Here is a 26,163-nt window from a genome sequence, read left to right on the forward strand (position 1 = left end):
CTTTATTCATACTCCCGCTCGTCCTCCGGCTGCTCCAGCACCGTATAGGCCACGCTGCACAGCAGCGAGTTAAGACGCTTCATATCCCCCAACAGGCCGAGATGCAGCGAGCTGGTCTCAATGCTCTGCACGTTTTTTTGATGCAGACGTTCGACATGGGCATGGGAGAAGCGGCGGATCAGAATACGGAAACGATGCTTGGCGCGCCGCAGCCGCTTCGCGCTGGTAACGTCGCGCGACAGAAACACCGACAGGCTGAGGCGTAAATTCGCCAGCAGCTGCTCCTGCAGGGTCTCCAGCTCCTGAATGCCTTCTGCCGAGAAGGCGCGACGCGGCGTCAGCGCCTTATCCGCCACGTCGCCGCTCATGCGTTCGATAATGTCGCCCGCCTGTTCAAGGTTCAGCGACATCTCGATGATTTCGCCCCAGCGGCGCGAATCCTCTTCTGACAGGTCCTCTTTAGGCATGCGCGCCAGATAGAGCTTGATGGCGGTATAGAGTACGTCTACGTCGTCGTCCAGCCGCCGCACCGTGCGCTCTTCGCGCACTTCGCCATGCACCACCTTGTTAAACGCCTCCAGCATCATCTCCAGCACGTCGCCGATGCGCAGCGCCTCGCGCGCGGCGTTGACCAGCGCCAGCGCCGGGGTATCCAGCGCGCTGCGATCCAGATGGCGCGGTTTCAGCGTCATCTCCGTTTCGGCGTCGTCACGGATCAGACGGGTACAGAGCCGCGCCATCGGATCGGCAAAGGGCACCATCACCAGACAGCGGATCAGGTTGTAGAAGACGTGGAAGAAGATCACCAGCTCTTCGTCGTTGACCGGCAGCTTATCCAGCCAGGGCGCCAGCAGGTTGATGAAGGGCAGCACCGCCAGCGAGCCGAGCAGCTTGAACAGCAGGCTGCCGAGCGCCACCCGCTTGCCTGCGGCATTCGAGCCGCTGGCGTTGAGCATCGCCAGCAGGCCGCTGCCGAGATTGGCGCCGATCACCAGACAGAGCGCCACCTTAAAGGAGATCACCCCTGCGGCGGTCAGCGTAGCGGTAATCAGCACCGCCGCCAGGCTGGAGTAGCTGATAATGGCGAACACCGCGCCAATCAGCGCATCAAGCAGGATATCGCCGGTCAGGCTGGAGAAGAGCACCTGCACGCCGGACGCCTGAGTTATCGGTCGGGCGGCGCTGACGATCAGCTGCAGCGCCAGCAGGATCAGTCCCAGCCCAATGCTGGCGCGGCCCATCTGCCCGACGCGCGTCTGCTTGCGCGACAGAAAGAACACCACGCCAAAGAAGATAAACAGCGGCGACAGCCAGGAGAGATCGAAGGTCAGGATACGCGCCATGATGGCGGTGCCGACGTCGGCGCCCAGCACCACCACCAGCGCGGGCGTCAGGCCCATCAGCTTCTGCGCCACAAAAGAGGTGGCAAGCAGCGTCGTGGCGTTGCTGCTCTGCACCAGCGTGGTAACGCCGACGCCTGCCAGAAACGCCATCGGTTTCTTTTCAATGCTGCGGCTGAGCACGCGGCGCAGATCGGCGCCGAAGACGCGCATGATGCCGGAGCGCACGATATGGGTGCCCCAGACCAGCAGGGCAACGGCGGAAAGAAGATTCAGCAGGGTCAACACGTTATGCGCCTCCACAACCGTCAGGCGAAAAAGCAGCAGAACGCAGCCTGACGGAAAGAGCAATCTGCAAAACGAAGGGTCGGGCAGGGCGCAATTTTTCCTGAGTTTTAAGCAACATGGCGCGCTGCCGATCTGTTAACTGTAGCCCACTTCACGCGCCACGGCATGAAATAACCATATTGTGATTTGCGTCACACTATCGCATGATGGCGATTATTCACTGAAAGCAATTATTGAGGAAAATCATGAACGTTAAACCCACCGGCGGTCAGTTTATCGCAATGGCGCTGCAATGGGTGCTGAACCTGGGGCTGCTGGCGCTGGCAGTTATCCTCGCGGTGTTTCTCGGCAAAGAGACGCTGCATCTGGCTAATGTGCTGTTGAACGTCGGCGAACAGGCTTCCTCCTATCTGTTGATTGAGGGGATCGTCATCTATTTCCTCTATTTTGAATTTATCGCGTTGATCGTGAAGTACTTCCAGTCCGGCTACCACTTTCCGCTGCGCTATTTTGTCTACATTGGCATTACGGCAATTATTCGGCTGATTATCGTCGACCATAAAAATCCCTTCGATACGCTCTGCTACTCCGGCGCCATCCTGATTCTGGTGGTGACGCTGTGGCTGGCGAACAGCAACCGCCTGAAGCGCGAATAACCGTCGCCAGGTGTGCCGGCCGCGCCTCTGCGCTACACTGTTGCCCTCAAAATTGACCGGAGTGGTGATATGTCGCAAGAGGCGCTCAGCTTATTACGCGCGCTCAACTGGCTGCCGTCCACGCATCCGACGCTGACCGCGCCGCTGCTGGACTGGCTGATGGAGGAGGACTCCATGACGCGTCGCTTCGAGCAGCACTGTCAGCAGGTGACGGTGCGGCCGATGCGCGAAGGCTTTATCAACGCCGAAGAACTCACCGACGAACGGGCGCTGCTGCCGGACGACGCGCGTTTCTGGCTGCGCGAGATCGTGCTGTGCGGCGATGGCGAACCCTGGCTGATCGGCCGCACCCTGGTGCCGGAGAGCACGCTCAACGGCCCGGAGCAGATGCTGCAGCAGCTGGGCACGCGCCCGCTGGGCCGCTATCTTTTCTCCTCTTCAACCCTGAGCCGCGATTTTATCGAGCCCGGCAGCGTCGAGACGCTCTGGGGACGGCGTTCGCGCCTGCGGCTGTCGGGCAAGCCGCTGCTGCTGACCGAACTGTTTTTACCTGCCTCGCCGCTCTATCGCGACCTGGCCTGAGGACGATTAAACGTGGAAAAAAGCGTACAGATGAGCAAGTTTCAGGCCTACAGCCGCCTGATGCGCATTGATAAACCGATCGGCACGCTGCTGCTGCTGTGGCCGACGCTGTGGGCGCTGTGGCTTTCCGGCATGGGCGTGCCGCCACTGTCGGTGCTGGTGGTGTTTGTGCTCGGCGTGTTTGTAATGCGCGCGGCGGGCTGTGTGATTAACGACTTCGCCGACCGCAAGGTCGACGGCTTCGTGAAGCGTACCGCCGGGCGGCCGCTGCCCAGCGGCGCGGTGAGCGAGAAAGAGGCGAAAATCCTGTTCGTGCTGCTGGGGCTGGTGGCGTTCGCGCTGGTGCTCACCATGAACCTGATGACGATTCTGCTGTCGGTGGGCGGACTGGCGCTCGCCTGGTGCTATCCCTTTATGAAGCGCTACACCCATCTGCCGCAGGTGGTGCTGGGGGCGGCGTTTGGCTGGGCGATCCCGATGGCCTGGGCGGCGGTTAGTGAGTCCTTACCACTGGAGTGCTGGCTGGTGTTTCTCGCCAACATCTGCTGGACCGTCGCCTATGACACCCAGTACGCCATGGTCGATCGCGATGACGACATTAACATCGGCGTTAAATCCACGGCGATCCTGTTTGGCCGCTACGACAAGCTGATTATCGGCCTGCTGCAGCTGGCGACGCTGGGGCTGCTGGCGCTGGTGGGTGTGCTGATGCAGCTTAACGCGCTCTTTTTCTGGTCGCTGCTCGGCGCCGCGGTGCTGTTTATCTATCAGCAAAAGCTGATTGTGCGTCGCGAGCGCGACGCCTGCTTTCAGGGCTTCCTCAACAACAACTATGTCGGGCTGGTGGTGTTTATCGGCGTGGTACTGAATACGCCACCGTTTAGCCAGCTGTTTTAAACGCCGTTTTTTAACGGGCACCCATGCCCACCGCGCAGGCACCCTCCAGGCAACAAAAAAGGGCGACATCTCTGTCGCCCTTCTTTTTTGCTGCCCGCGGCGGGCTACTCGTGCGCCACCGCGCTTTCAATCGTCAGCCGCACGTCGCTGGTCACCAGGTCGGCCAGAATATGCCAGGTGGCCTGCGTGCGCTCGACGTCGGCGTCGCCGGTATCGCTGATATAGCCTTCGTCACGCAGCGTCAGCACCAGCGTGGTAAACACCGCCTTGTCGAAAAACTCCGGCGCGTTGATGCCGTGCAGCACCGAAAGACGCTGCGCCAGCATCCGGCTCTCTTTCTCCAGCGTGCCGCGGTTGATGGTCGGCTTCGCGCTGAGGATAGAGAAGGTGATGGCGAAACGCTGCAGAGTCTCGCGAATGCCGGCGGCCAGCAGCTGCAGCGTGCGGTAACGCGCGGCAGTGTGGCGCAGCTGCCCATCCTGCAGGGTAATCAGGCCTTGACGCGCCAGCTCCTGACAAAGCGCGCTCAGCAGCGCCGGCAGCGCCTCGATCTCCCAGCGCAGGAAGAGTTCGCTCTTCAGCATCGGGTAAATCAGCCGCACCTGGCGCAGCAGCTCGGCTTCGCTCAGGTTCGGATGCTGCTGGATAATGGCGGCGATCAGCGACGGCATCACCAGCATATGGTGAATATTGTTGCGGTAGTAGGTCATCAGCACCGCCTGCTCGCGCGGCAGGATGATGATGTCGCCGATATTGTCCTGCTCGGTCTCAAACTTGTTCATGCTCATGGCATGGTTGAGCAGCGCTTCCGCAGAGAGCGGCGGCACCGTCGATTCCGGCGAATAAGGCACGTTACGCAGCAGCTCGGTGTAGCACTCAAGCTGTTCTATCAACTGTTCGCGGGTGAGTGAGCGCTGACGTGAGGCGAGCAGTGCGGTCACGCACAGGTTCATGGCGTTGGCGGCACCCGCTTCGTTAATGCGCACCATCAGACGCGCCGCGATATCGTTGACCGTCGGCGTCAGCCAGCTGGGACGCTGCGGTTCAATCGGATCGATGGCGTCGCGCCACTCCGGCACCTGCTTATTCAGGTAGTTCACCAGCGGCAGCGGTTCGCCAAAGTTAACGTAACCCTGACCCAGATTGCGCAGCTTACGCAGGCCGCGCACCATCTGCATAAAACCCTCTTTCTCTTTCGCCGCGCCGCGCAGCTCTTTGGCGTAAGTGCCCACTTCCATTACGTGCTCGTAGCCGATGTAGATCGGCACCAGCGTAATCGGACGGTTGCCGCCGCGCAGCATCGCCTGCAGTGTCATCGCCAGCGTGCCGGTTTTAGGATCGAGCAAACGGCCGGTACGTGAGCGCCCACCCTCAACGAAGTACTCGACGGAGTAGCCGCGGCTAAAGAGTTCGCCGAGATATTCGCGGAACACGGTGGCGTAAAGCTTGTTGCCTTTAAAGGTGCGGCGAATAAAGAAGGCGCCCAGACGGCGGAAAATCGGTCCGGCAGGCCAAAAGTTCAGGTTGATGCCGGCGGCGATATGCGGCGGCACCAGGCCCTGATGATAGAGCACGTAGGAGAGCAGCAGATAGTCCATATGGCTGCGATGGCAGGGCACGTAGACGATCTCATGGCCATCTTCCGCCAGCTGGCGCACGCGCTCGCCGCCGTTGACGTTGATGCCCTGATAGAGACGGCTCCACAGCCAGCCCATCACGCGATCGGTGACGCGGATTGCCTCATAGGAGAAGTCGGCGGCGATCTCTTCCATCATCTCGACGGCGTTCTGCTGCGCTTTCTCATGGGAGAGCTTTTTACTGCGCGCTTCCTCTTCCACCGCTTTCTCAATCGCCTTGGACTGCAGCAGCTTGTTAAAGAGATCCTGCCGCGCCGGCAGGCGCGGGCCGACCGCGGCTAAACGCTGACGGGCAAAGTGAATGCGCGCCACGCGCGCCAGCTTCTGCGCGATAGATTTATCGGTGCCGTGCTGCGTCGCCATCCAGCGCAGCGAGACCGTAGGCGAAAAGCGCACAAAGCTGTCGCGGCCATGCCAGACGATGGCAAAAAATTTCTCCACGCCGTTCAGCTCGCGCAGGTGCGGCGTATCGTCGCCCTGAACCTCGCGGCCGGGCGCGCGTCCGAACATCACCGAAACCGGCAGCATCTGAATATCGAGATGCGGGTTATTGCGGTGCAGATCGAGATACTCATGGAAAATCTTCACCGACTCCGTATTGGGCACGAAATAGGGGAAGACGCGCGGACCGTCGTGAATAAAAACGTGGCGCGGCAGCAGTGCGCCGTCAATTTCCAGCGGCGACAGCGGATCGGGCAGATTATGCTTCAGACACTGCTGGCGCAGCGTCAGCAAATCCGCCTTGGAATCGTATGGCAGCACGTACATAATCGGCCGCGTGGGATCGAGCCCATGCTCGGAAACCGGATCGGCTGGAATAGCCTTGGTTTTTACCAGAACGGAGAGTGGTAAATTCAACAATTTATAATAGAGTTTACGCCAACCTGACATAGACAAACATGAAGCCTCTTGTTAGCAAAGCGCCGCAAGCATACCAGAAAGTGCTGCGAAGATCTGTGGTGGTGCCAAACGCATCCGGCCCAGACATTGACGTCAAACAACTCAAAGGGTTCCCTCACTATGGCAAGTAATACCACCGGTTTACTCAGAATTGTGAAAGCGGCCGGTTACTCCTGGCAAGGGCTGCGCGCCGCCTGGCAGCATGAAGCCGCGTTTCGCCAGGAGGCGACCGCCGCCATTGTCGCTATCCTTGTCGCCTGCTGGCTGGATGTCGACACCGTCGCGCGCATCCTGATGATCGGCTCCGTGGTGCTGGTGATTATCGTCGAGATCCTCAACAGCGCTATCGAAGCGGTGGTCGACCGCATCGGCCAGGAGCGTCATCCGCTGGCTGGCCGGGCGAAGGATATGGGCTCCGCCGCCGTACTGCTCGCTATCATACTGGCGCTTTTTGTCTGGATCGCGCTGCTTTGGTCGCATTTGCGCTAGGCTTTCCACAATTCCCCAAACGGCTGTTATTTCCCTGGGTTTTGGTTTTCATTTCGCCAATACCTGTATATACTCACAGCGACTGTATAAACAACCAGGGGGCGGGATGAAAGCATTAACCACCAGGCAGCAACAGGTTTATGACCTGATTCGCGACCATATCAACCAGACGGGCATGCCGCCAACGCGTGCGGAAATCGCCTCGCAGCTGGGGTTCCGTTCCCCGAACGCCGCCGAAGAGCATCTGAAGGCGCTGGCGCGTAAAGGCGTCATTGAGATCGTTTCCGGCGCATCCCGCGGCATTCGCCTGCTGATGGAAGAGGAAGAGTCAAACGGCCTGCCGCTAATCGGCCGCGTCGCCGCTGGCGAGCCGCTGCTGGCGCAGGAGCATATCGAGACGCACTACAAAGTCGATCCCGACCTGTTTAAGCCTTCCGCTGATTTTCTGCTGCGCGTCGCCGGGATGTCGATGAAAGATATCGGCATCATGGATGGCGATCTGCTGGCGGTGCATAAAACGCAGGACGTGCGCAACGGCCAGGTCGTGGTCGCGCGTATCGATGATGAAGTCACCGTGAAACGCTGGAAAAAACAGGGCACCGTGGTGCATCTGCTGCCGGAAAACAACGACTTCGAGCCGATTATCGTCGACACCCGCACGCAGTCGCTGACCGTAGAAGGTCTGGCGGTAGGCGTGGTGCGCAACGGCGAGTGGCTCTGACCGGCTGATTTCAGACGCCTGCAGCGGCTTTTTGTCGGGCGTCTGAACGCTAACGCTTACTAAAGCGGTCTGGGCTGCACTCTGCGCCCTCACACCGCGCTTCTCTCTTTTACGTCTTCAGGCATGGACCGGCTGATGCGTCTCTTCACCGCAAACGACCGACAACTCTGGCGGCTGGCGCTGCCGATGATCCTCTCCAATATCACCGTGCCGCTGCTTGGCCTGGTGGACACCGCCGTTATCGGCCATCTCGACAGCCCGGTTTATCTGGGCGGCGTAGCCATTGGCGCAACCATCACCAGCTTCGTTTTTATGCTGCTCCTCTTTCTGCGCATGAGCACCACGGGCATCACCGCTCAGGCGTTCGGCGCGCGCGATCCGCTGGCGCTGGCGCGCGCCCTGACGCAGCCGCTGCTGATGGCGCTGCTGGCCGGCGCGCTGTTTATTCTGCTGCGCGATCCGCTAAGCGCCCTGGCGGGACGGCTGGCGGGCGGCAATCCAGAGGTGCTGGCGCAGGCGGCAATCTTTATTCATATCCGCTGGCTTAGCGCGCCGGCGACGCTGGCGAATATGGTGCTGCTCGGCTGGCTGCTGGGGGTGCAGTATGCCCGCGCGCCGGTGGTGCTGCTGGTGGTCGGCAACGCCGTCAACATCCTGCTCGACCTCTGGCTGGTGCTCGGGCTGAAGTGGGGCGTCGCGGGCGCGGCGACCGCCACGGCGCTGGCGGAATACGTGACGCTGGCGGTGGGGCTGGCGATGGTATGGCGCGTGCTGAAAATGCGCGGCATCTCCCTCGCGATGCTGAAAAAGAGCTGGCGCGGCGATATTCGTCGTCTGCTGCGCCTGAATCGCGACATCATGCTGCGCTCGCTGCTGCTGCAGCTCTGCTTTGCCTCGCTGACCCTTATCGGCGCACGACTGGGGCCGGAGATCGTCGCGGCGAACGCCGTGCTGCTGATGTTCATTACCTTTACTGCCTATGCGCTGGACGGGTTCGCCTATGCGGTGGAAGCCGTTTCCGGCGAAGCCTATGGCGCGCGCGACGGCGACCGGCTGCTGGCGGTGTGGCAGGCGGCCTGCCGTCAGGCGGGCATGGTTGCGCTGGCGTTCGCGCTGTTCTACGCGGCAAGCGGCGAGGCTATCGTAGCGATGCTCACCTCGCTGGCGTCGCTGCGGCAGCTGGTGGATCACTATCTTATCTGGCAAATCATTCTGCCGCTGGCGGGCGTATGGTGCTATCTGCTGGATGGTTTGTTCGTCGGCGCGACGCGCGGGCGCGAGATGCGGAACAGCATGGCGATCGCCGCGCTCGGCTACTTCCTGACGCTGCTCACTCTGCCCTGGCTGGGCAACCACGGTTTATGGCTGGCGGTCACGGTGTTTCTCGCGCTGCGCGGTGTGTCGCTCTGGTTAATCTGGCGCCGTGAATGGCGCTTAAGCCGATGGTTTAACAGCTAATTTATCCTCAAAGCGGCCGCCGCGCGCGGCCGCACCGCCTGGATTATTCTGTAATATTCCGGCAGTTGCCGATTCGTCTACTATAATTACCCTACAACAGCGCGACACAGCAGCGCTTTGTATTGTCGTACTGCCATTGTGTGGTGGTATGTAAAACTAAGGATGACGTGGAGGTCTGACATGAATAAAGACGAAGCGAGCGGTAACTGGAAGCAGTTCAAAGGTAAATTTAAAGAAAAATGGGGCAAGCTGACCGACGACGATATGCAGGTTATCGAAGGTAAACGCGATCAGCTGGTCGGTAAAATCCAGGAACGCTACGGTTACGCGAAGGATGAGGCTGAAAAAGAGGTCTCAGACTGGGAAACCAACAATAAAGATTACCGCTGGTAATCTCCTCGTTCAGCACAGGTTGAACGATCGGCACAGGGACGTGCCGCCTATCCTCTCTTACCGCGCTTTTTCCCTTCAGTCTCATGGTCATGATCGCAACTGTCATGATGCGTGCAGGCTTCAACTTCAGCACACTCCACGCACAGGCCATGCGCCTCAATTACGCTATGCCGCAGCGCAAAGCGCGCTTCGCCTGCCAGCTCGTCGATAATTTTCTCAACGCCCTGCGCCTGTTTCTCTGTCACCACCGCGCAGCGATCGCAAACCAGCATTACAGAGGTATGGGCAGGCGCCTCGAAGTGATGACACACCACATAGCTGTTGTTCGACTCCACCCGATGAATAAAACCCTGCTCCAGCAAAAAGTCGAGCGCGCGGTAAACCGTGGGCGGCTTCGCCTGAGGTTCGCTGGCGCGCAGCTGGTCCAGCAGATCGTAAGCGCTAATCGATCCATGTTGCGCAGCCATCAGACGTAGCACTTCGGCGCGCTGCGTGGTCAGGCGCACCCCGCGCTGCAGGCAGAGTTTTTCCGCCTGGGTCATGATTTGCTCTGGCGTCATTGTCGACATGGTGATGCTCCGCTAAAAACGAGATGTTATTTTATCACACTAAATTCTCTTGCGCTGGGGTTGCCACAGCAATCTGATTTGCGCGCCGCTTTACAGCAATATCAATAAATTATCGCTATCCCGCCGCCAGCAGCAGGCCGCAAAGCACCCTGGCAGGGCCAGCCTTACTGAGACATAACGCAACAAAATAGAGGATTTGCTTTACAACTCACCAGGTTAAGCACTAATGTTCATGAGGCCTTAAGCAACTGCTGGCCTTAATATCCTTTTTGACGTCCCCGCTAAATAATAAAAGCGCCGATTTGTAGCTAAATCATCCAATCCGGCGAATAACAGCGCTGTTTCGACTGAATTCACAGCAATGAACCGTTAGCCACAATTCACAATAGCGCTAACGACAAATTCGATGATGAATGTTTTCCTGATCAAGGTGATGGCAGACAAATGGCGAACAAAACTATCCGGCGCGCAGCGCTTTTATCTCCTGTTGTTTTAAATGCGCTTTTTATCTCTTCTTCGGCGATAGCTGCGGGCACCTGGTATGATGCGCGCAACGACGCTATGGGCGGCACGGGTGTCGCATCCTCTACGTGGAGTTCCGCCGTGCTGGCGAACCCGGCGCTGATGACGCGTGCCCAGCCGGACGATAACGTCGGCATTATTTTCCCCTCTGCTGGCCTGCAGATTACCGATAAAGACAAGATGGTCGACAAAGTTGATGACATCAGCGATACCGTCGATCGCTATCGCGACGTGATCAACAATCTGACGTTTAGCGACTATCTCAACGGCTATCCGCAGCTCAAGGCGGCGTCTGGCGACGTCGCGAACCAGCTGCGCGACCTGCGCGGCAACAAGGCTAACGCCACGGCGGGTGTGGCGCTGGCGGTAACGGTGCCTAACGAAACCCTGCCGTTCGCCTTTATCACCAAGGCGTACGGCACGGTGCACCTGCGCGCTAACGTGGCGCAGAGCGATATCGCCTATCTGGACGGCGTGGCAAATGGCAGCGTCATTCCCGTGCCGGGCGACCAGAATAACCTGCGCTCCAGCGCCAACGGCCTGGCGGCGCTGACCACCGACTACGGTATTGCCGTGGCGCACGAATTCAGCGTGGCGGGCCATCCAGTTTCGCTTGGGGTGACGCCGAAAATCCAGAAAACCTGGCTCTATAACTACACCGCCAGCATCTATAACTACGATAAAAACGACCTCAACGGCAGCCGCTATCGTAACGACAACACCGGCTTCAACATTGATGCCGGTCTGGCGACGCCGCTGGGCGACAACTGGACGCTGGGCGTCACCGGACAGAACCTGGTGTCGCGCGATCTGCAGACGAAAGAGACCAACGGCTACCGCGATACCTATCAGATCCGTCCGCTGGTGACCTCTGGCCTGTCATGGAGCGGCGGTCCCTTTACCGCCGCGCTGGACGTGGACCTGACCGAAACTAAACGCTTTAAATCGCAGGCCAACAGCCAGTACGCTGGCGTCGGCGGCGAGTACCGCGTGCTGGACTGGCTGGCGCTGCGCGCCGGCTACCGCGCGGATATGAAATCCGCCGATGAAAACGTCTTTACCGCCGGTTTTGGCGTTTCGCCGTTCCACAACGCGGTGCATCTGGATCTGGCTGGCTCGGTGGGCGACAACAACACCTGGGGCGCGATGATGCAGCTCGGCTTTAACTTCTGACGGCCGTAGTCTGACCTAAACCGGGCGACGCAGAGTCGCCCGGCAGGCCGTTAGTGTGCTATCCTTGCGCAGATTATCATCACCCTTAACGGATTTTCTGCGCTTCATGAGCAATTCTTTCTCCTCGCAACGTTTTTCCATCGCGCCGATGCTCGACTGGACTGACCGACACTGTCGTTATTTTCATCGCCAGCTGACCGGCGATACCCTGCTGTACACTGAAATGGTCACCACCGGCGCCATTATTCACGGCAAGGGCGACTATCTGGCCTATAGCGAAGCGGAACATCCGGTTGCGCTGCAGCTCGGCGGCAGCGATCCGGCGGCGCTGGCGCAGTGCGCGAAGCTGGCGGAGGAGCGCGGTTACGATGAGGTGAACCTCAACGTCGGCTGTCCGTCCGATCGCGTGCAGAACGGCCGCTTCGGCGCCTGCCTGATGGGGGAAGCCTCGCTGGTGGCTGAATGTATCGACGCGATGCGCCAGGTGGTCTCGATCCCGGTGACGGTTAAAACCCGTATTGGCATCGATCAGCAGGACAGCTATGAATTTCTCACCGATTTTATTGGCACCGTGGCGCAGCGCGGCGGCTGCGACACCTTTATTATCCATGCGCGCAAGGCCTGGCTTTCCGGGTTGAGCCCTAAAGAGAACCGCGAGATCCCGCCGCTCGACTATCCGCGCGTTTATCAGCTGAAGCGTGATTTTCCGCAGCTGACTGTCGCCATCAACGGCGGCGTAAAAACGCTGGAGGAGGCGAAAGCCCATCTGCAGCATCTCGACGGCGTGATGATGGGACGTGAGGCGTACCAGAATCCTGGCCTGCTGGCGCAGGTCGATCGCGAGCTGTTTGGCCGCGACACACCGATGGCCGATCCGGTCGCGGTGGTACGCAGCATGTATCCCTATATCGAGGCGGAGCTGGCGAAGGGCACCTATCTGGGCCATGTGACGCGCCATATGCTCGGCCTGTTCCAGGGCATTCCCGGTGCGCGCCAGTGGCGTCGCTACCTGAGCGAGAACGCGCACAAGCCGGGCGCGGACGTGCGCGTGCTGGAAGCCGCGCTGGCGCTGGTGGCGGATAAAATCCCGCAGGAAGCCTGATCATAGCCGTAATGTTGAAAAATCAGCCTCAGGGCTGGTTTTTTTTACGCCATAAAACGGTGAATTTCACTAGTGTCAGAGCGCGACGAGTGAGGTTTTATCTTTATTTTCAATTATTTATAATCTGGCACGCTTCTTGTAATAACGCTGTAGAAATAACAAGAGGAGTAGCAACGTGGAAATTTTATTCGTTCTGGGCTTTTTTCTGATGCTGCTGGTGACCGGCGTCTCGCTGCTGGGCGTGCTGGCGGCGCTGGTGGTGGCGACGCTGCTGATGTTTGTCGGCGGGCTATTTGCACTTGTAATCAAACTGTTGCCGTGGCTGGTGTTGGCGCTGGTGGCCGCCTGGGTGTATCGCGCCTTTTGCGGCGACGATCGTGAACGGGCACGACGTAAGCTGCGTCGCAAAATCAGCAGGTTAGATCGTCGTCGCGGCTATTAATTGCGGGTGCGATCACAGAGTAACAACCTGCTTATGCCGGTTTTGCAATTAAACATATTTTTTACTTATGTTTTCTGCCAGGATGATTGCCGTTGAGTCGACAAGCATTCATCGCCGCTGTCCCTACACCAGCGCGAACGATAAAAAGAAAAGGGGCTTCCTACGGGAAGCCCCGCTTGCATTTAGAGATCAGGGAATAAGCAGGCTGGAGCCCTGGGTGCTGCGGCTCTCCAGCGTCTGATGCGCCCGCGCCGCCTCTTTTAAAGGGAATTTCTGCTGCTCCGGCACCTCGACCTTGATGGCGCCGCTGGCCAGCAGCGAGAAAAGATCGTTGCTGGCGTGCTCCAGCTCGTCACGCGTGGTGATATAGCCGTAGAGCGAGGGACGAGTGACAAACAGCGAGCCTTTCTGGTTGAGCACGCTTAAATCGACGCCGGTCACCGGCCCGGAAGCATTACCAAAACTCACCATCAGTCCCTGACGACGCAGCGAGTCGAGCGACGCTTCCCAGGTATCTTTCCCCACCGAATCGTACACCACCGCCACTTTTTTGCCGTCAGTGAACTGGCTGACGCGCTCGGCGATATTCTCTTCGCGATAGTTGATGGTCGCCCAGGCGCCCGCCGCTTTCGCCAGTGCGGCTTTTTCCGCCGAGCCGACGGTGCCGATCAGGTGCGCGCCAAGCGCTTTCGCCCACTGGCAGGCGATCAGGCCGACGCCGCCCGCCGCCGCATGAAACAGGAAAACTTCATCCGGCTTCACCTGATAGGTCTGGCGCAGCAGATAGTGCACGGTTAGCCCCTTCAGAAAGCTGGCGGCGCCCTGTTCGAAGCTGATGGCATCCGGCAGCAGCATCAGGCGATCCTCCGCCACGTTGTGCAGTTCGCTGTAGGCGCCCAGCGCCGCCTGGCAGTAGACCACGCGATCGCCCGGCTTAAAGCGCGTCACCGCGCTGCCGACGCGTTTCACCACGCCCGCCGCCTCGGTGCCAAGGCCCGAAGGCAGGGCGGCGACCGGATAAAGCCCGCTGCGCACGTAGGTATCGATATAGTTAATGCCGATGGCGCGGTTCTCAACCTGCACTTCGCGTTCAGCAGGATCGGCAGGATCGACGTCTACCCATTGCAATACCTCAGGCCCGCCCGGCGCGGTGAACTGAATACGCTTTGCCATTTTTACTCCTGTGATTGTTCAACATGAGGCGTGAGAGGCGCGCCGCCATAAGGTATACTGGCGCGTCCCCTCAGAAGATCGGTATTGCACTCACTATGGCAGGAAATAAACCCACCAACAAATCGAACGACACGCCCGACCGGCAGCTGGAAGGTATCAAAATGCCGCCGCACTCGATTGAAGCGGAGCAGTCGGTGCTGGGTGGGTTGATGCTGGATAACGAGCGCTGGGACAACGTCTCCGAGCGCGTCGTGGCGGAAGACTTCTTCAACCGCTCGCACCGTCTGATCTTTTCCGAGATGCAGCGTCTGCTGGAAGCGGGCCAGCCCATCGATCTCATCACCCTGTCGGAGTCGCTGGAAACGCGTGGCGAGCTGGAGATGGCGGGCGGATTCGCCTATCTGGCGGAGCTGGCGAAAAATACCCCCAGCGCGGCGAACATCGGCGCCTATGCGGATATCGTGCGTGAACGCGCGGTAGTGCGCGAGATGATCTCGGTGGCGAATCAGATCGCTGACGCCGGCTACGATCCTCAGGGCCGCAACAGCGACGAGCTGCTCGACTTCGCCGAGTCCAACGTATTCAAGATCGCCGAGTCGCGCGCCAACAAGGATGAAGGGCCGAAGAACATCCAGGAAGTGCTGGAGGCCACGGTGTCGCGCATCGAATCGCTGGTGTCGACGCCGCACGACGGCGTCACCGGCGTCGATACCGGCTATCAGGATCTGAATAAAAAGACCGCCGGCCTGCAGCCCTCGGATCTGATTATCGTCGCGGCGCGTCCGTCGATGGGTAAAACCACCTTCGCCATGAACCTGTGCGAAAACGCCGCGATGCTGCACGACAAGCCGGTGTTGATCTTCAGCCTCGAAATGCCCAGCGAGCAGATCATGATGCGTATGCTGGCGTCGCTGTCGCGCGTCGATCAGACCCGCATTCGTACCGGCCAGCTCGACGACGAGGACTGGGCGCGCATCTCCGGCACCATGGGCATCCTGCTGGAGAAGAAGAATATGTATATCGACGACTCTTCCGGCCTGACGCCGACCGAAGTGCGTTCGCGCGCGCGACGCATCTTCCGCGAAAACGGCGGCCTGAGCATGATCATGATCGACTACCTGCAGCTGATGCGCGTGCCGGCGCTCTCCGACAACCGTACGCTGGAGATTGCCGAGATCTCGCGCTCGCTGAAGGCGCTGGCGAAAGAACTCAACGTGCCGGTGGTGGCGCTGTCGCAGCTGAACCGATCGCTGGAGCAGCGCGCCGATAAACGTCCGGTCAACTCCGATCTGCGTGAGTCAGGCTCTATCGAGCAGGACGCCGACCTGATTATGTTTATCTACCGCGATGAGGTTTACCACGAAAACAGCGATCTCAAAGGCATCGCCGAGATTATCCTGGGTAAACAGCGTAACGGTCCAATCGGCACGGTGCGCCTGACCTTTAACGGTCAGTGGTCGCGCTTTGATAACTACGCTGGTCCGGCCTACGACGACGAATAAGCTCGCCGCACGGCATGCACGATCTGTGCATGCCGCCTCGCATCATCAGAAAATAGTGTTGGACAACCCCGCCGTTAATCGGGTTATCTGTATCACAGCGCACGTTTACGCACTGGAAGCAGCATGACTCACGTAGATGATTACGACCTGAAAATACTGACCTTATTACAATCCAACGGCCGCTTAACCAATCAGGAACTGAGCGATCTGGTGGGCCTGTCAGCCTCGCAATGTTCGCGTCGCCGCATCAACCTCGAACAGGCGAATTTAATCCTCGGCTACCATGCGCGTCTGTCGCCAGATGCGATTGGCCTGGGCATGGTGGGACTGATTGAGGTGCGGCTGATTAATCATACCGCTGAATATGTCGACAGCTTTCATCGCATGGTGGAGCAGGAAGAGGCGATCGTCGACGCCTATAAAACCACCGGCGACGCCGATTATCTGCTCAAGGTGGCGGTGGCGGACCTCGCTTCGCTGAGCGCGCTGATCAGCCAGTTGGTGGCAGGGCATCAAAGCGTCTCCCACGTAAAAACCTCGGTGGTGCTGGGCCGCCTGAAAGAGAACGGCCTGATGATGTCGCCCGAGCACAAAGTGCGCCAAAAGAGTGCATGATGCGCTTATTTGGTGCGCCCGATGGCCAGCTAATGCAAAAGGTACGCACAGTTTCCCGAATTTGTGCATGAATTGACGGTTTTGCCGCAAGGCGTGCGCAAAAATACGCAATAAAAGCGCCTTAGTTATCAACTGGATAATCACTGGCACCTGCCGAAGGCGGCACAAAGCCGACGGTATGGTGCGTTTTTTGCATTTAACCGGCACTCTTTTCTGCCTTTGACTGCAATGAGATTACCTGATGGATAACGTCGTTGAACCTACCCGCATTCCCCATTCGCGCATTGAAGACGCGCTGGCGATCCTGCTCGGCACGCTGATGGTCTCTTTCGGCGTCATTATGTTGAAACAGGCGGGCGCACTGACCGGCAGCACCGCCGGCATCGCCTTTTTAATCAGCTACCTGTCGCCGCTCTCGTTCGGCAGCGCCTTTTTCCTGATCAACCTGCCGTTCTACTGGCTGGCGGTGCGCCGCATGGGATGGGAATTCACCCTGAAAACCTTCTGCGCGGTGGGTCTGGTCTCGCTCTTCACCCATCTTCACCCGCTGTTCGTGCACTTTTCCGCGCTCAATCCCTTTTATGCGACACTGTTCGGTAACGTGATCATGGGCATTGGGTTTATAGTGTTGTTTCGTCATAAAGCGAGCCTGGGCGGAATCAATATTCTGGCGCTGTGGCTGCAGGATCGTACCGGTCTGCGCGCCGGAAAACTGCAAATGGCCGTCGACACCTGCGTCGTGCTGGCGTCACTGTTCGTCGTCAGCGTGCCGATGCTGCTGGCATCGGTGGCGGGCGCGGTGATCCTTAACCTGATTATCGCCATGAACCATCGTCCCGGACGGTACATGGTTTAATGCTGCATACACCTCTGTTTTTTACGACCACTCATGGAGATCTGCACCGTGTTTCAAAACGTTGATGCCTACGCCGGCGATCCGATTCTGTCGCTGATGGAAACCTTTAAACAGGATCCGCGCGCTCATAAAGTCAATCTCAGCATCGGCCTCTACTACGACGAGCAGGGCATCATTCCTCAGCTCCAGGCGGTCGCCGCCGCAGAAGAGCAGCTCAAGGCCGAGCCGCAGCAGGCGTCGCTCTATCTGCCGATGGAAGGCCTCAACGCCTACCGCAGCGCCATTGCGCCGCTGCTGTTTGGCGCGGAACACCCGATGCTGAAGGCGAACCGCATTGCGTCAATTCAGACGCTGGGCGGCTCCGGCGCGCTGAAAGTGGGCGCGGATTTCCTCAAGCGCTATTTCCCGAATTCTGGCGTCTGGGTCAGCGACCCGACCTGGGACAACCACGTGGCGATTTTCAACGGCGCCGGCTTCGAGGTGAATACCTATCCGTGGTACGACGCCGAAACCAACGGCGTGAAATTCGACGCCTTCCTCGCCGCGCTGAGCGCGCTGCCGACGAGGAGCATCGTGCTGCTGCATCCCTGCTGTCATAACCCGACCGGCGCCGATCTCACTGACGCGCAGTGGGACCAGACCGTCGAGGTGCTGAAAGCGCAGGAGCTGATCCCGTTCCTGGATATCGCCTATCAGGGCTTCGGCGCGGGCATGGAAGCGGACGCCTACGCTATCCGCGCTATCGCCGCCGCGGGCCTGCCGGCGCTGGTCAGCAACTCCTTCTCGAAGATTTTCTCACTGTATGGCGAGCGCGTCGGCGGCCTCTCTATCGTCTGCGACAGCGCCGACGAAGCAGGCCGCGTGCTGGGCCAGCTGAAGGCGACGGTACGCCGCAACTACTCCAGCCCGCCGAACTTCGGCGCGCAGGTGGTGGCGCGCGTGCTGAACGACGCCGCCCTGAAAGCGAACTGGCTGGCGGAAGTAGAAGCGATGCGCCTGCGTATTATCGCCATGCGTAAAACGCTGGTGGATGTGCTCAGCACCGCGCTGCCGGGCAAAAACTTCGACTATCTGCTGAAGCAGCGCGGCATGTTCAGCTATACCGGCCTGAGCGCTCAGCAGGTCGATCGCCTGCGCGAAGAGTTCGGCATCTATCTGGTCGGCAGCGGCCGTATCTGCGTCGCCGGTCTTAACAGCAATAATGTACAGCAGGTAGCGCAGGCGTTTGCCGCCGTGATGTAAGCGAAATCACCCGCGTCTCTACCTTGTTCCAGAGACAAACCGTCAGCGCAGGCTGGCGGTTTTTTTTCGCCTTCAGGTTTACCTTTCCGCGACTTATTGCACACTTAAACGGTGTTATTAACTCAGGAACATCGCATGTGGCATCAACAAACCCTCACGCTCGGTGAGAAATCGCGCGGTTTTCATCTGGTCACCGACGAGATTGTCAGCCAGATCCCGGCGCTGGCGCAGCTGCAAACTGGCCTGCTGCACCTGCTGCTGCAGCACACCTCCGCATCGCTGACGCTGAATGAAAACTGCGATCCCACGGTGCGCAGCGATATGGAAAACCATTTTATGCGCCACGTTCCCGAAGAGGCGCCTTACCAGCACGACTATGAAGGGCGCGACGATATGCCGGCGCATATCAAATCCTCCTTGCTCGGCGTCTCGCTGCTGCTGCCGGTTCAGCGCGGCAAACTGATGCTGGGCACCTGGCAGGGCATCTGGTTAGGAGAACATCGCATACACGGCGGCGCGCGACGCATCGTCGCCACATTACAAGGGGAGTCGACATGAACACGTCAGATCTACTGACCTACTGTATGAGCAAGCCGGACGCGGAGCAGAGCGTCCACAGCGACTGGAAAGCGACGCAGATCAAAAGCGGCGGGGTGCTGTTCGCCATGGTGCATGAGGTTAACGGGCGTCCGGCGCTGTCGCTGAAAACCACGCCTGCGCTGGCGGAGCTGCTGCGCGAAGCGCACAGCGATGTGGTTCCCAGTGAGCATCTGAATAAGACGCACTGGAGCACGCTGCTGCTGGACGGATCGCTAAAAGATTCGCAAATTTACTATCTGGTGGATGCCTCTTATCAGCAGGCAGGCGCCACCCGAGCGGCGGGCGTCTAGCAGAAACGCGCGGCACTGCGCCGCGCGTCAGGGGGGTTACGCTGCTGCTTCGTCGCGCAGCGTATTGATATCAATGACGAAACGATATTTCACGTCGCTTTTCAGCATACGCTCATAGGCTTCGTTAATCTGGTTCATCGCGATCAGTTCGATATCGGACGTAAGGCCGTGCTTGCCGCAGAAATCGAGCATCTCCTGCGTTTCGGCGATGCCGCCGATCAGCGAACCAGCGATGCTGCGACGTTTCATGATCAGGTTAAACACCTGCGGCGCCGGGTGATCGTGCTCTGGCGCGCCCACCAGCGTCATATTGCCGTCGCGTTTCAACAGGGCGATAAACGGGTTGAGATCGTGCTGCGCCGCCACGGTGTTCAGGATGAAATCAAAGCTGTTGGCGTGCTGCGCCATCTGATCCGCATCTTTCGAGATCACCACTTCATCTGCGCCCAGGCGCTTGCCGTCTTCGATTTTCGACGGTGACGTGGTGAACAGCACCACATGCGCGCCCATGGCGTGCGCGATTTTCACGCCCATATGGCCCAGACCGCCCAGGCCGACGATGCCGACTTTTTTGCCCGGACCGACGTTCCAGTGGCGCAGCGGCGAATAGGTGGTGATGCCGGCGCACAGCAGCGGCGCGACGCCCGCCAGATCGAGGTTTTCCGGCACGCGCAGCACGAAGTTTTCGTCGACCACCACGGCCGTTGAGTAGCCGCCGTAGGTAACGTCGCCGGTTTCGCGATCCTGACCGTTGTAGGTGCCGACGAAGCCGACTTCGCAGTACTGCTCCAGCCCTTCCTGACAGCTTGGGCAGCTGCGACAGGAGTCGACCATACAGCCGACGCCTACCAGATCGCCCACTTTATATTTGCTGGCGTGATCGCCGACGGCGGTGACGCGGCCAACGATTTCATGTCCCGGCACGACCGGAAAAAGGGTGTTTTTCCATTCGTTGCGGGCCTGATGCAGGTCAGAGTGACAAACGCCGCAGAACAACACTTCAATTTGTACATCGTGCGCGCGCAGCGCGCGCGGGGTGTAATCGAACGGCGCCAGCTTAGATTTCGCGTCCTGAGCAGCGTAGGCGTGCGTAATATTCATGGTGTCTCCAGGTTCGGGGTGTCGTGATTTTTAGAAGATGAGCGGCGCAAGGTGCGCTGCGCTAAGAGAGCGACGCCGGTTGGGCGCGCCAGTGAGGAACGCTTAAAAGGATAGTCACAGAACGCCAGCGCGGCTATGCCTATACATGCATGAATCTTGCCTGATTCTGTTTTTATCGCGCGGAATAAGCAGCAAAAAAAAGGCCCGCACAGTGCGGGCCTGGAGTAGTTTTACTTTTTCAACAAGGGCTTCAGGAAGCGTGCGGTATGCGACTTCTCGCACTCCGCCACGGTTTCCGGCGTGCCGGCGACAAGGATCTCGCCGCCGCCGCTGCCGCCTTCCGGGCCAAGATCGACGATCCAGTCGGCCGTCTTGACCACGTCAAGGTTATGCTCAATCACCACAATGGTATTGCCCTGATCGCGCAGCTGATGCAGCACTTCCAGCAGCTGGGCGATATCGGCGAAGTGCAGACCAGTGGTCGGCTCATCGAGGATATAGAGCGTCTGGCCGGTGCCGCGCTTCGACAGCTCGCGCGCCAGCTTAACGCGCTGCGCCTCGCCGCCGGAGAGCGTGGTTGCCGACTGGCCGAGGCGGATGTAGGAGAGTCCAACGTCTATCAGCGTCTGCAGCTTACGCGCCAGCGCCGGCACCGCGTCGAAGAACTCGCGCGCCTCTTCGATGGTCATCTCCAGCACTTCGTGGATGCTCTTGCCTTTGTATTTGATCTCCAGCGTCTCGCGGTTATAGCGCTTGCCTTTACACTGATCGCACGGCACGTAGATATCAGGCAGGAAGTGCATCTCTACCTTCAGCACGCCGTCGCCCTGACAGGCTTCGCAGCGGCCGCCGCGCACGTTGAAGCTGAAGCGGCCCGGATTGTAGCCGCGCGAACGCGCTTCCGGCACGCCGGCGAACAGCTCGCGCACCGGGGTAAAGATGCCGGTGTAGGTCGCCGGGTTAGAGCGCGGCGTACGGCCGATAGGGCTCTGGTCGATATCGATCACTTTGTCGAAGTGCTCAAGCCCGTTGATCTCGCGATAGGGCGCCGCTTCGCCGGTGGTCGCGCCGTTCAGGTGGCGCTGGGCGATAGGGAACAGCGTATCGTTGATCAGCGTCGATTTACCCGAGCCGGAGACGCCGGTGATACAGGTAAACAGGCCGACCGGCAGCGTCAGCGTCACATCTTTCAGGTTGTTGCCGCGCGCGCCGCTCAGCTTCAGCGTCTTCGCTGGATCGCCTTTCACGCGCTCTTTCGGCACCGCAATCTCACGCTTGCCGCTAAGGAACTGGCCGGTCAGTGACTCTTCCACCGCCATGATTTCATGCACCGTGCCTTCAGCGACAATCTGGCCGCCGTGCACGCCTGCGCCGGGGCCGATATCGATCACGTGGTCCGCCGCGCGAATGGCGTCTTCATCATGCTCCACCACAATCACGGTGTTGCCGAGATCGCGCAGGTGGATCAGGGTGCTGAGCAGACGCTCGTTGTCGCGCTGATGCAGGCCGATAGAGGGCTCGTCCAGCACGTACATCACGCCCACCAGGCCCGCGCCGATCTGGCTCGCCAGGCGGATACGCTGCGCTTCGCCGCCGGAGAGCGTCTCTGCGGAGCGCGACATCGACAGGTAGTTCAGGCCGACGTTTACCAGGAAGCTCAGGCGATCGCCAATCTCTTTCAGCACTTTTTCGGCGATTTTAGCGCGCTGGCCGCTCAGCTTCAGGTTGCGGAAGAAGTCCATCGCGTGGCCGATGCTCATATCAGAGATGGTCGGCAGACTGGTGTTCTCGACGAACACGTGGCGCGCTTCGCGACGCAGACGGGTGCCTTCACAGCTGGCGCAGGCGCGGTTGCTGATAAACTTCGCCAGGTCTTCGCGTACCGCGGTGGACTCCGTCTCTTTATAGCGGCGCTCCATATTGTGCAGCACGCCTTCGAACGGATGGCGGCGCACCGAGGTATCGCCGCGATCGTTGATGTACTTAAATTCAATGCTCTCTTTGCCGGAGCCGTACAGGATCACCTGCTGCGCTTTCTCGCTCAGGGTGTTGAACGGCGCTTCGACATCGAACTTGAGGTGCTCTGCCAGCGAGCGCAGCATCTGAAAGTAATAGAAGTTACGGCGGTCCCAGCCGCGGATCGCGCCGCCGGCCAGCGACAGCTCGCCGTTCTGCACCACGCGGTCGGGATCGAAATATTGCTGTACGCCCAGACCGTCGCAGGTCGGGCAGGCGCCCGCCGGGTTGTTGAACGAGAAGAGACGCGGCTCCAGCTCGCGCATGCTGTAGCCGCAGATGGGGCAGGCGAAGTTAGCGGAGAAGAGCAGCTCTTCTGCGTTCGCGTCGTCCATATCGGCGACGATCGCCGTGCCGCCGGACAGCTCCAGCGTGGTTTCAAACGACTCGGCGAGGCGCGTCGCCAGATCCTCGCGCACCTTGAAGCGATCGATTACCACCTCAATGGTGTGCTTCTTCTGCAGCTCCAGCTTCGGCGGATCGGAGAGATCGCACACTTCGCCGTCGATGCGCGCGCGGATATAGCCCTGCGCCGCCAGGTTTTCCAGGGTTTTGGTGTGCTCGCCCTTGCGATCTTTTACCACCGGCGCCAGCAGCATCAGGCGACGGCCCTCTTCCTGCGCCAGCACGTTATCCACCATCTGGCTGACGGTCTGCGCCGCCAGCGGCACGTCATGATCCGGACAGCGCGGCTCGCCTACGCGGGCAAACAGCAGGCGCAGATAGTCGTGGATCTCGGTAATGGTGCCGACCGTCGAGCGTGGGTTGTGTGAAGTGGACTTCTGCTCGATGGAGATTGCGGGCGACAGACCTTCGATATGGTCGACGTCCGGCTTCTCCATCAGGGAGAGAAACTGACGCGCATAGGCAGAGAGCGACTCTACGTAGCGGCGCTGACCTTCCGCATAGAGCGTATCAAACGCCAGAGAGGACTTGCCGGAGCCTGACAGGCCGGTGACCACTATGAGTTTGTCGCGAGGGATGATCAGGTTGATGTTTTTCAAATTATGGGTGCGGGCACCACGAACTTCGATCTTATCCATTCACCTTTCCCGGATTAAGCAGCACGCTCTGTGTCCTTGCGACACGATTTAGCGTAAACACGATATTATGGCACAAAAAATAGACTGATTAAATATCCAGTATTTTTTGCCTTTTGGGTGTAAAATGAGCGCTTCTGCGAGACGGCTCGAAAGTGGGATCGCTTAGCAGGACGTGGTAGAATTGATCGTTTAGACTCTTAGCATTAACTCATCGGGAGAGAGCAACATGGCCAGTCGTGGCGTAAATAAAGTGATTCTTGTCGGGAATCTGGGTCAGGATCCGGAAGTGCGCTACATGCCGAATGGTGGCGCGGTTGCCAACATTACGCTGGCCACCTCGGAAAGCTGGCGTGACAAGCAGACCGGTGAAAACAAAGAGATCACCGAGTGGCACCGCGTGGTGCTGTTCGGCAAGCTGGCGGAAGTGGCCGGCGAGTATCTGCGTAAAGGTTCTCAGGTCTATATCGAAGGCCAGCTGCGCACGCGCAAATGGCAGGATCAGGGCGGTCAGGATCGCTACACCACCGAAGTGGTGGTGAACGTCGGCGGCACTATGCAGATGCTGGGCGGCCGTCAGCAGGGCGGCGCCAGCGCAGGCGGCGCGCCGATGGGCGGCGGTCAGAGCGGCGGCAACAACAACAACGGCTGGGGCCAGCCGCAGCAGCCGCAGGGCGGAAACCAGTTCAGCGGCGGCGCGCAGTCGCGTCCGCAGCCGCAGAGCGCGCCGGCAAGCAACAACAACGAACCGCCGATGGATTTCGACGACGATATCCCGTTCTGATTGTTACCTCAGCGCTCAGCGCTCAGTGATCTCAGGCCCCGTTCAGACGGGGCTTTTTTTTGTCCTGATTAACGCGCGCTGCGCTTTCGCTAACACAATTATTAGCAACTTCTCCTCTCTTTTATTTAATCTTTTCTAAAAAAGATTAAATAAAATATCTTTCGTTATAAACGTGCGGTTAAAATAAATGTAATGCTTCTGCTCCCGGCGTTCTCTTTTGAACAGGCTTCTCTAAGCCTTGAAATAGCCGCCTCTGCGCCTGTAGTTATCTGGATAAGCGCTAAGGCGTTCTGGTGAATAAATAACTACCCGCCTTAAATACGTTTCTGATTTTTTCCAGATAACGTCAAAGCATAATCATTTTCCAGAGCGCGTTCGTGCTGGAGATTAGCGTCAGTGCGACGCCACTGAGTAAAGGTCATACTCTGGTTAATTAATATAAGACATTGATTTTAAATGAATTATGCGTAATTTTGTCTGCTGGTTTTTTATTTAATCTCTCTGTTATTATTAGCGGTAAAAATATAAGGGTGATAACCTGTTATTTATTTCTTCCTGCTTCACGTTAATAACATTCATTTTAATTTGACAATAAAAAACAAAGTTATTCCCATTTGATATGGATTATTTTTTATCTCACCTAAAAAGTGATATTTATCAAAAAAGCGTGGCGCAATAACGGCATAATCCCGCCCGGTTATACCCACCTAATAGATGAAAGAGTTAACTGATGACAAATAAATATAAACTTGTAGCCGTAGCTGGTCTCTTTGCGTTACTGACCGGTTGTTCTTCTTATAATACCAGCCAGCCGACCTCTGCACTGGTCGGGACGGTTGAGTCTTCCGTAAAAGCCAATATCACCGTAGGCGAAAAAATCAGCGGCCAGGCCACCGCTAACGTGCTGTTCGGTCTGATCAAGTGGGGCGAGGGCGATCACTACGCTGACGGTGTGGAGTACGGCACCGGCGGCGCGCTCTCTTTCGCCGACGCTTCCGCCTCGGTTAAATCCGCTGCCGCCTACAATGCCGTTAAGGCCTCTGGCGCCGATCTGATCGTCGCGCCGCGTTACGAAATCACCACGCAGAGCTACGGCGTGTTCAAGAAAATCCATGTGGTTGTCACCGGCTACAAAGGCACCATCACCAGCGTCAAATAAGTTCTTTCAGGATCCCTGCGGGGATCCTTTTTTTCGTCTGTTAACCCAGGCCTAACCGGCCCAGCCGGCTAAAATCTCCGCCGTGCTGATGACCTGCGGCACATTCCCTGGCAGCGATAAGCCCGCCCAGACCTCATTATGTTGCCCAATCAGCTGCTGCGCGCTGGCGTAAGTGCGATCCGCCGTGGTGTGCGCGTCGGCGGCGACGGTAATGCGATAGCCCAGACCCGCGCCAACCTTCACCGTGGTATCGACGCAGTAATCGCTCGCACAGCCGCAAATCACAAAGCTCTCGACGTTAAGCTGCGTTAGCGTGGCGGCCAGCTCGGTTTGCCAGAAGCTGTCGCAGGCGGTTTTGGTCACGTAGAGCGATCCTGCCGGCTGGCGCAGCTCCGGCAGCAGCGCGAACGCCTCGCTGCCTGGCTGCATCTCGCCTTCGCGGTGGGTAATAAAGAGAGGTATGTCGGCGGCGTCGATCAGCTGATTGATGCGCGCTGTGCAACCGGCGCGATCGAAACGCGGCGCGGCGAAAACGCCGTTTTGCATATCGACCACGATAACAACTCGCTGGTTCATCCTGCTTTCTCCCTGGGAACGGTGCGCCTCAGTGTCGCCG

General features: G+C 58.8%; 25 protein-coding genes. 18 read left to right on the forward strand and 7 right to left on the reverse strand.

Annotated elements, in window-relative coordinates:
* Window positions 1–2: 2 nt before the first annotated feature.
* Entirely contained in the window at window positions 3–1,628 is a 1,626-nt protein-coding gene (locus B2J69_RS15920; RefSeq protein WP_081140701.1) for a Na/Pi cotransporter family protein, read from the reverse strand.
* A 245-nt stretch (window positions 1,629–1,873) separates the two neighbouring features.
* Here B2J69_RS15920 and psiE point away from each other — a divergent pair, with 245 nt between their 5' ends.
* The 3 genes from psiE to ubiA all read left to right on the forward strand — a co-directional run bounded on the left by psiE (window position 1,874) and on the right by ubiA (window position 3,763).
* Entirely contained in the window at window positions 1,874–2,284 is a 411-nt protein-coding gene (psiE, locus tag B2J69_RS15925) for a phosphate-starvation-inducible protein PsiE (RefSeq protein ID WP_081140629.1), read from the forward strand.
* A gap of 69 nt (window positions 2,285–2,353) precedes the next feature.
* Window positions 2,354–2,866: a chorismate lyase gene (ubiC, locus tag B2J69_RS15930; protein ID WP_081140630.1), complete on the forward strand. Its 513-nt coding sequence runs from the start codon at window positions 2,354–2,356 to the stop codon at window positions 2,864–2,866.
* A gap of 30 nt (window positions 2,867–2,896) precedes the next feature.
* Window positions 2,897–3,763, forward strand: coding sequence for a 4-hydroxybenzoate octaprenyltransferase (gene ubiA / locus B2J69_RS15935; RefSeq protein ID WP_174580916.1), 867 nt, complete (start codon window positions 2,897–2,899; stop codon window positions 3,761–3,763).
* A gap of 104 nt (window positions 3,764–3,867) precedes the next feature.
* Here ubiA and plsB read toward each other — a convergent pair whose 3' ends face one another.
* Window positions 3,868–6,291, reverse strand: coding sequence for a glycerol-3-phosphate 1-O-acyltransferase PlsB (plsB, locus tag B2J69_RS15940; RefSeq protein ID WP_081140632.1), 2,424 nt, complete (start codon window positions 6,289–6,291; stop codon window positions 3,868–3,870).
* A gap of 129 nt (window positions 6,292–6,420) precedes the next feature.
* Between plsB and B2J69_RS15945 the strand changes: the two genes are divergently transcribed.
* From B2J69_RS15945 to B2J69_RS15960, 4 genes are all read left to right on the forward strand, one after another.
* Window positions 6,421–6,789 carry a diacylglycerol kinase gene (locus B2J69_RS15945; RefSeq protein WP_081140633.1) on the forward strand — a complete coding sequence of 123 codons (369 nt, stop codon included), beginning with the start codon at window positions 6,421–6,423 and terminating at the stop codon, window positions 6,787–6,789.
* Between the two features lie 106 nt (window positions 6,790–6,895).
* On the forward strand, window positions 6,896–7,510 hold the full coding sequence (lexA, locus tag B2J69_RS15950; RefSeq protein WP_033749144.1) for a transcriptional repressor LexA: 615 nt from the start codon (window positions 6,896–6,898) through the stop codon (window positions 7,508–7,510).
* 135 nt (window positions 7,511–7,645) lie between these two features.
* Window positions 7,646–8,968, forward strand: a complete 1,323-nt coding sequence (gene dinF, locus B2J69_RS15955) for an MATE family efflux transporter DinF (RefSeq protein ID WP_081140634.1) — start codon at window positions 7,646–7,648, stop codon at window positions 8,966–8,968.
* Window positions 8,969–9,148: 180 nt separating this feature from the next.
* The gene (locus B2J69_RS15960; RefSeq protein WP_081140635.1) at window positions 9,149–9,361 is read left to right on the forward strand and encodes a CsbD family protein; all 213 of its coding nucleotides are present in this window, start codon (window positions 9,149–9,151) and stop codon (window positions 9,359–9,361) included.
* A gap of 47 nt (window positions 9,362–9,408) precedes the next feature.
* Here the strand turns inward: B2J69_RS15960 and zur are convergent, their stop codons facing one another.
* Window positions 9,409–9,930 carry a zinc uptake transcriptional repressor Zur gene (gene zur / locus B2J69_RS15965; protein ID WP_081140636.1) on the reverse strand — a complete coding sequence of 174 codons (522 nt, stop codon included), beginning with the start codon at window positions 9,928–9,930 and terminating at the stop codon, window positions 9,409–9,411.
* Window positions 9,931–10,374: 444 nt separating this feature from the next.
* Here zur and B2J69_RS15970 point away from each other — a divergent pair, with 444 nt between their 5' ends.
* The 3 genes from B2J69_RS15970 to pspG all read left to right on the forward strand — a co-directional run bounded on the left by B2J69_RS15970 (window position 10,375) and on the right by pspG (window position 13,169).
* On the forward strand, window positions 10,375–11,625 hold the full coding sequence (locus B2J69_RS15970) for a conjugal transfer protein TraF (RefSeq protein ID WP_081140637.1): 1,251 nt from the start codon (window positions 10,375–10,377) through the stop codon (window positions 11,623–11,625).
* A gap of 106 nt (window positions 11,626–11,731) precedes the next feature.
* The gene (gene dusA / locus B2J69_RS15975) at window positions 11,732–12,727 is read left to right on the forward strand and encodes a tRNA dihydrouridine(20/20a) synthase DusA (protein WP_081140638.1); all 996 of its coding nucleotides are present in this window, start codon (window positions 11,732–11,734) and stop codon (window positions 12,725–12,727) included.
* Window positions 12,728–12,902: 175 nt separating this feature from the next.
* Window positions 12,903–13,169, forward strand: coding sequence for an envelope stress response protein PspG (pspG, locus tag B2J69_RS15980; protein WP_081140639.1), 267 nt, complete (start codon window positions 12,903–12,905; stop codon window positions 13,167–13,169).
* Between the two features lie 189 nt (window positions 13,170–13,358).
* Here the strand turns inward: pspG and B2J69_RS15985 are convergent, their stop codons facing one another.
* On the reverse strand, window positions 13,359–14,342 hold the full coding sequence (locus B2J69_RS15985; RefSeq protein WP_081140640.1) for a quinone oxidoreductase: 984 nt from the start codon (window positions 14,340–14,342) through the stop codon (window positions 13,359–13,361).
* A gap of 95 nt (window positions 14,343–14,437) precedes the next feature.
* On the opposite strand from B2J69_RS15985, the gene dnaB reads away from it, so the two are divergent.
* The 6 genes from dnaB to B2J69_RS16015 all read left to right on the forward strand — a co-directional run bounded on the left by dnaB (window position 14,438) and on the right by B2J69_RS16015 (window position 19,447).
* Window positions 14,438–15,844: a replicative DNA helicase gene (dnaB, locus tag B2J69_RS15990; RefSeq protein WP_081140641.1), complete on the forward strand. Its 1,407-nt coding sequence runs from the start codon at window positions 14,438–14,440 to the stop codon at window positions 15,842–15,844.
* 123 nt (window positions 15,845–15,967) lie between these two features.
* The gene (locus tag B2J69_RS15995) at window positions 15,968–16,459 is read left to right on the forward strand and encodes an Lrp/AsnC family transcriptional regulator (protein ID WP_081140642.1); all 492 of its coding nucleotides are present in this window, start codon (window positions 15,968–15,970) and stop codon (window positions 16,457–16,459) included.
* Window positions 16,460–16,700: 241 nt separating this feature from the next.
* Entirely contained in the window at window positions 16,701–17,315 is a 615-nt protein-coding gene (locus B2J69_RS16000; protein WP_081140643.1) for a YitT family protein, read from the forward strand.
* Between the two features lie 48 nt (window positions 17,316–17,363).
* Window positions 17,364–18,557: an amino acid aminotransferase gene (locus tag B2J69_RS16005; protein ID WP_094078522.1), complete on the forward strand. Its 1,194-nt coding sequence runs from the start codon at window positions 17,364–17,366 to the stop codon at window positions 18,555–18,557.
* Window positions 18,558–18,692: 135 nt separating this feature from the next.
* Window positions 18,693–19,115 carry a secondary thiamine-phosphate synthase enzyme YjbQ gene (locus B2J69_RS16010; RefSeq protein ID WP_081140645.1) on the forward strand — a complete coding sequence of 141 codons (423 nt, stop codon included), beginning with the start codon at window positions 18,693–18,695 and terminating at the stop codon, window positions 19,113–19,115.
* Window positions 19,112–19,447, forward strand: a complete 336-nt coding sequence (locus B2J69_RS16015) for an MmcQ/YjbR family DNA-binding protein (RefSeq protein WP_081140646.1) — start codon at window positions 19,112–19,114, stop codon at window positions 19,445–19,447. The genes B2J69_RS16010 and B2J69_RS16015 overlap by 4 nt, the downstream gene beginning before the upstream one ends.
* Window positions 19,448–19,483: 36 nt before the next feature.
* Here B2J69_RS16015 and B2J69_RS16020 read toward each other — a convergent pair whose 3' ends face one another.
* Window positions 19,484–20,548: an NAD(P)-dependent alcohol dehydrogenase gene (locus B2J69_RS16020; protein WP_081140647.1), complete on the reverse strand. Its 1,065-nt coding sequence runs from the start codon at window positions 20,546–20,548 to the stop codon at window positions 19,484–19,486.
* Between the two features lie 230 nt (window positions 20,549–20,778).
* Window positions 20,779–23,607 (reverse strand): excinuclease ABC subunit UvrA, encoded by a 2,829-nt coding sequence (gene uvrA / locus B2J69_RS16025; protein ID WP_081140648.1) that lies wholly within the window; start codon window positions 23,605–23,607, stop codon window positions 20,779–20,781.
* A gap of 226 nt (window positions 23,608–23,833) precedes the next feature.
* Here uvrA and ssb1 point away from each other — a divergent pair, with 226 nt between their 5' ends.
* Together ssb1 and B2J69_RS16035 are read left to right on the forward strand one after the other, a co-directional pair.
* Entirely contained in the window at window positions 23,834–24,388 is a 555-nt protein-coding gene (gene ssb1 / locus B2J69_RS16030) for a single-stranded DNA-binding protein SSB1 (RefSeq protein WP_081140649.1), read from the forward strand.
* Between the two features lie 730 nt (window positions 24,389–25,118).
* Window positions 25,119–25,547, forward strand: a complete 429-nt coding sequence (locus B2J69_RS16035) for a hypothetical protein (RefSeq protein WP_081140650.1) — start codon at window positions 25,119–25,121, stop codon at window positions 25,545–25,547.
* A 51-nt stretch (window positions 25,548–25,598) separates the two neighbouring features.
* Here the strand turns inward: B2J69_RS16035 and B2J69_RS16040 are convergent, their stop codons facing one another.
* The gene (locus tag B2J69_RS16040; protein ID WP_081140651.1) at window positions 25,599–26,123 is read right to left on the reverse strand and encodes an isochorismatase family protein; all 525 of its coding nucleotides are present in this window, start codon (window positions 26,121–26,123) and stop codon (window positions 25,599–25,601) included.
* Window positions 26,124–26,163: the final 40 nt, after the last annotated feature.

It is taken from the genome of Pantoea latae (assembly GCF_002077695.1).
GTDB lineage: Bacteria > Pseudomonadota > Gammaproteobacteria > Enterobacterales > Enterobacteriaceae > Pantoea > Pantoea latae.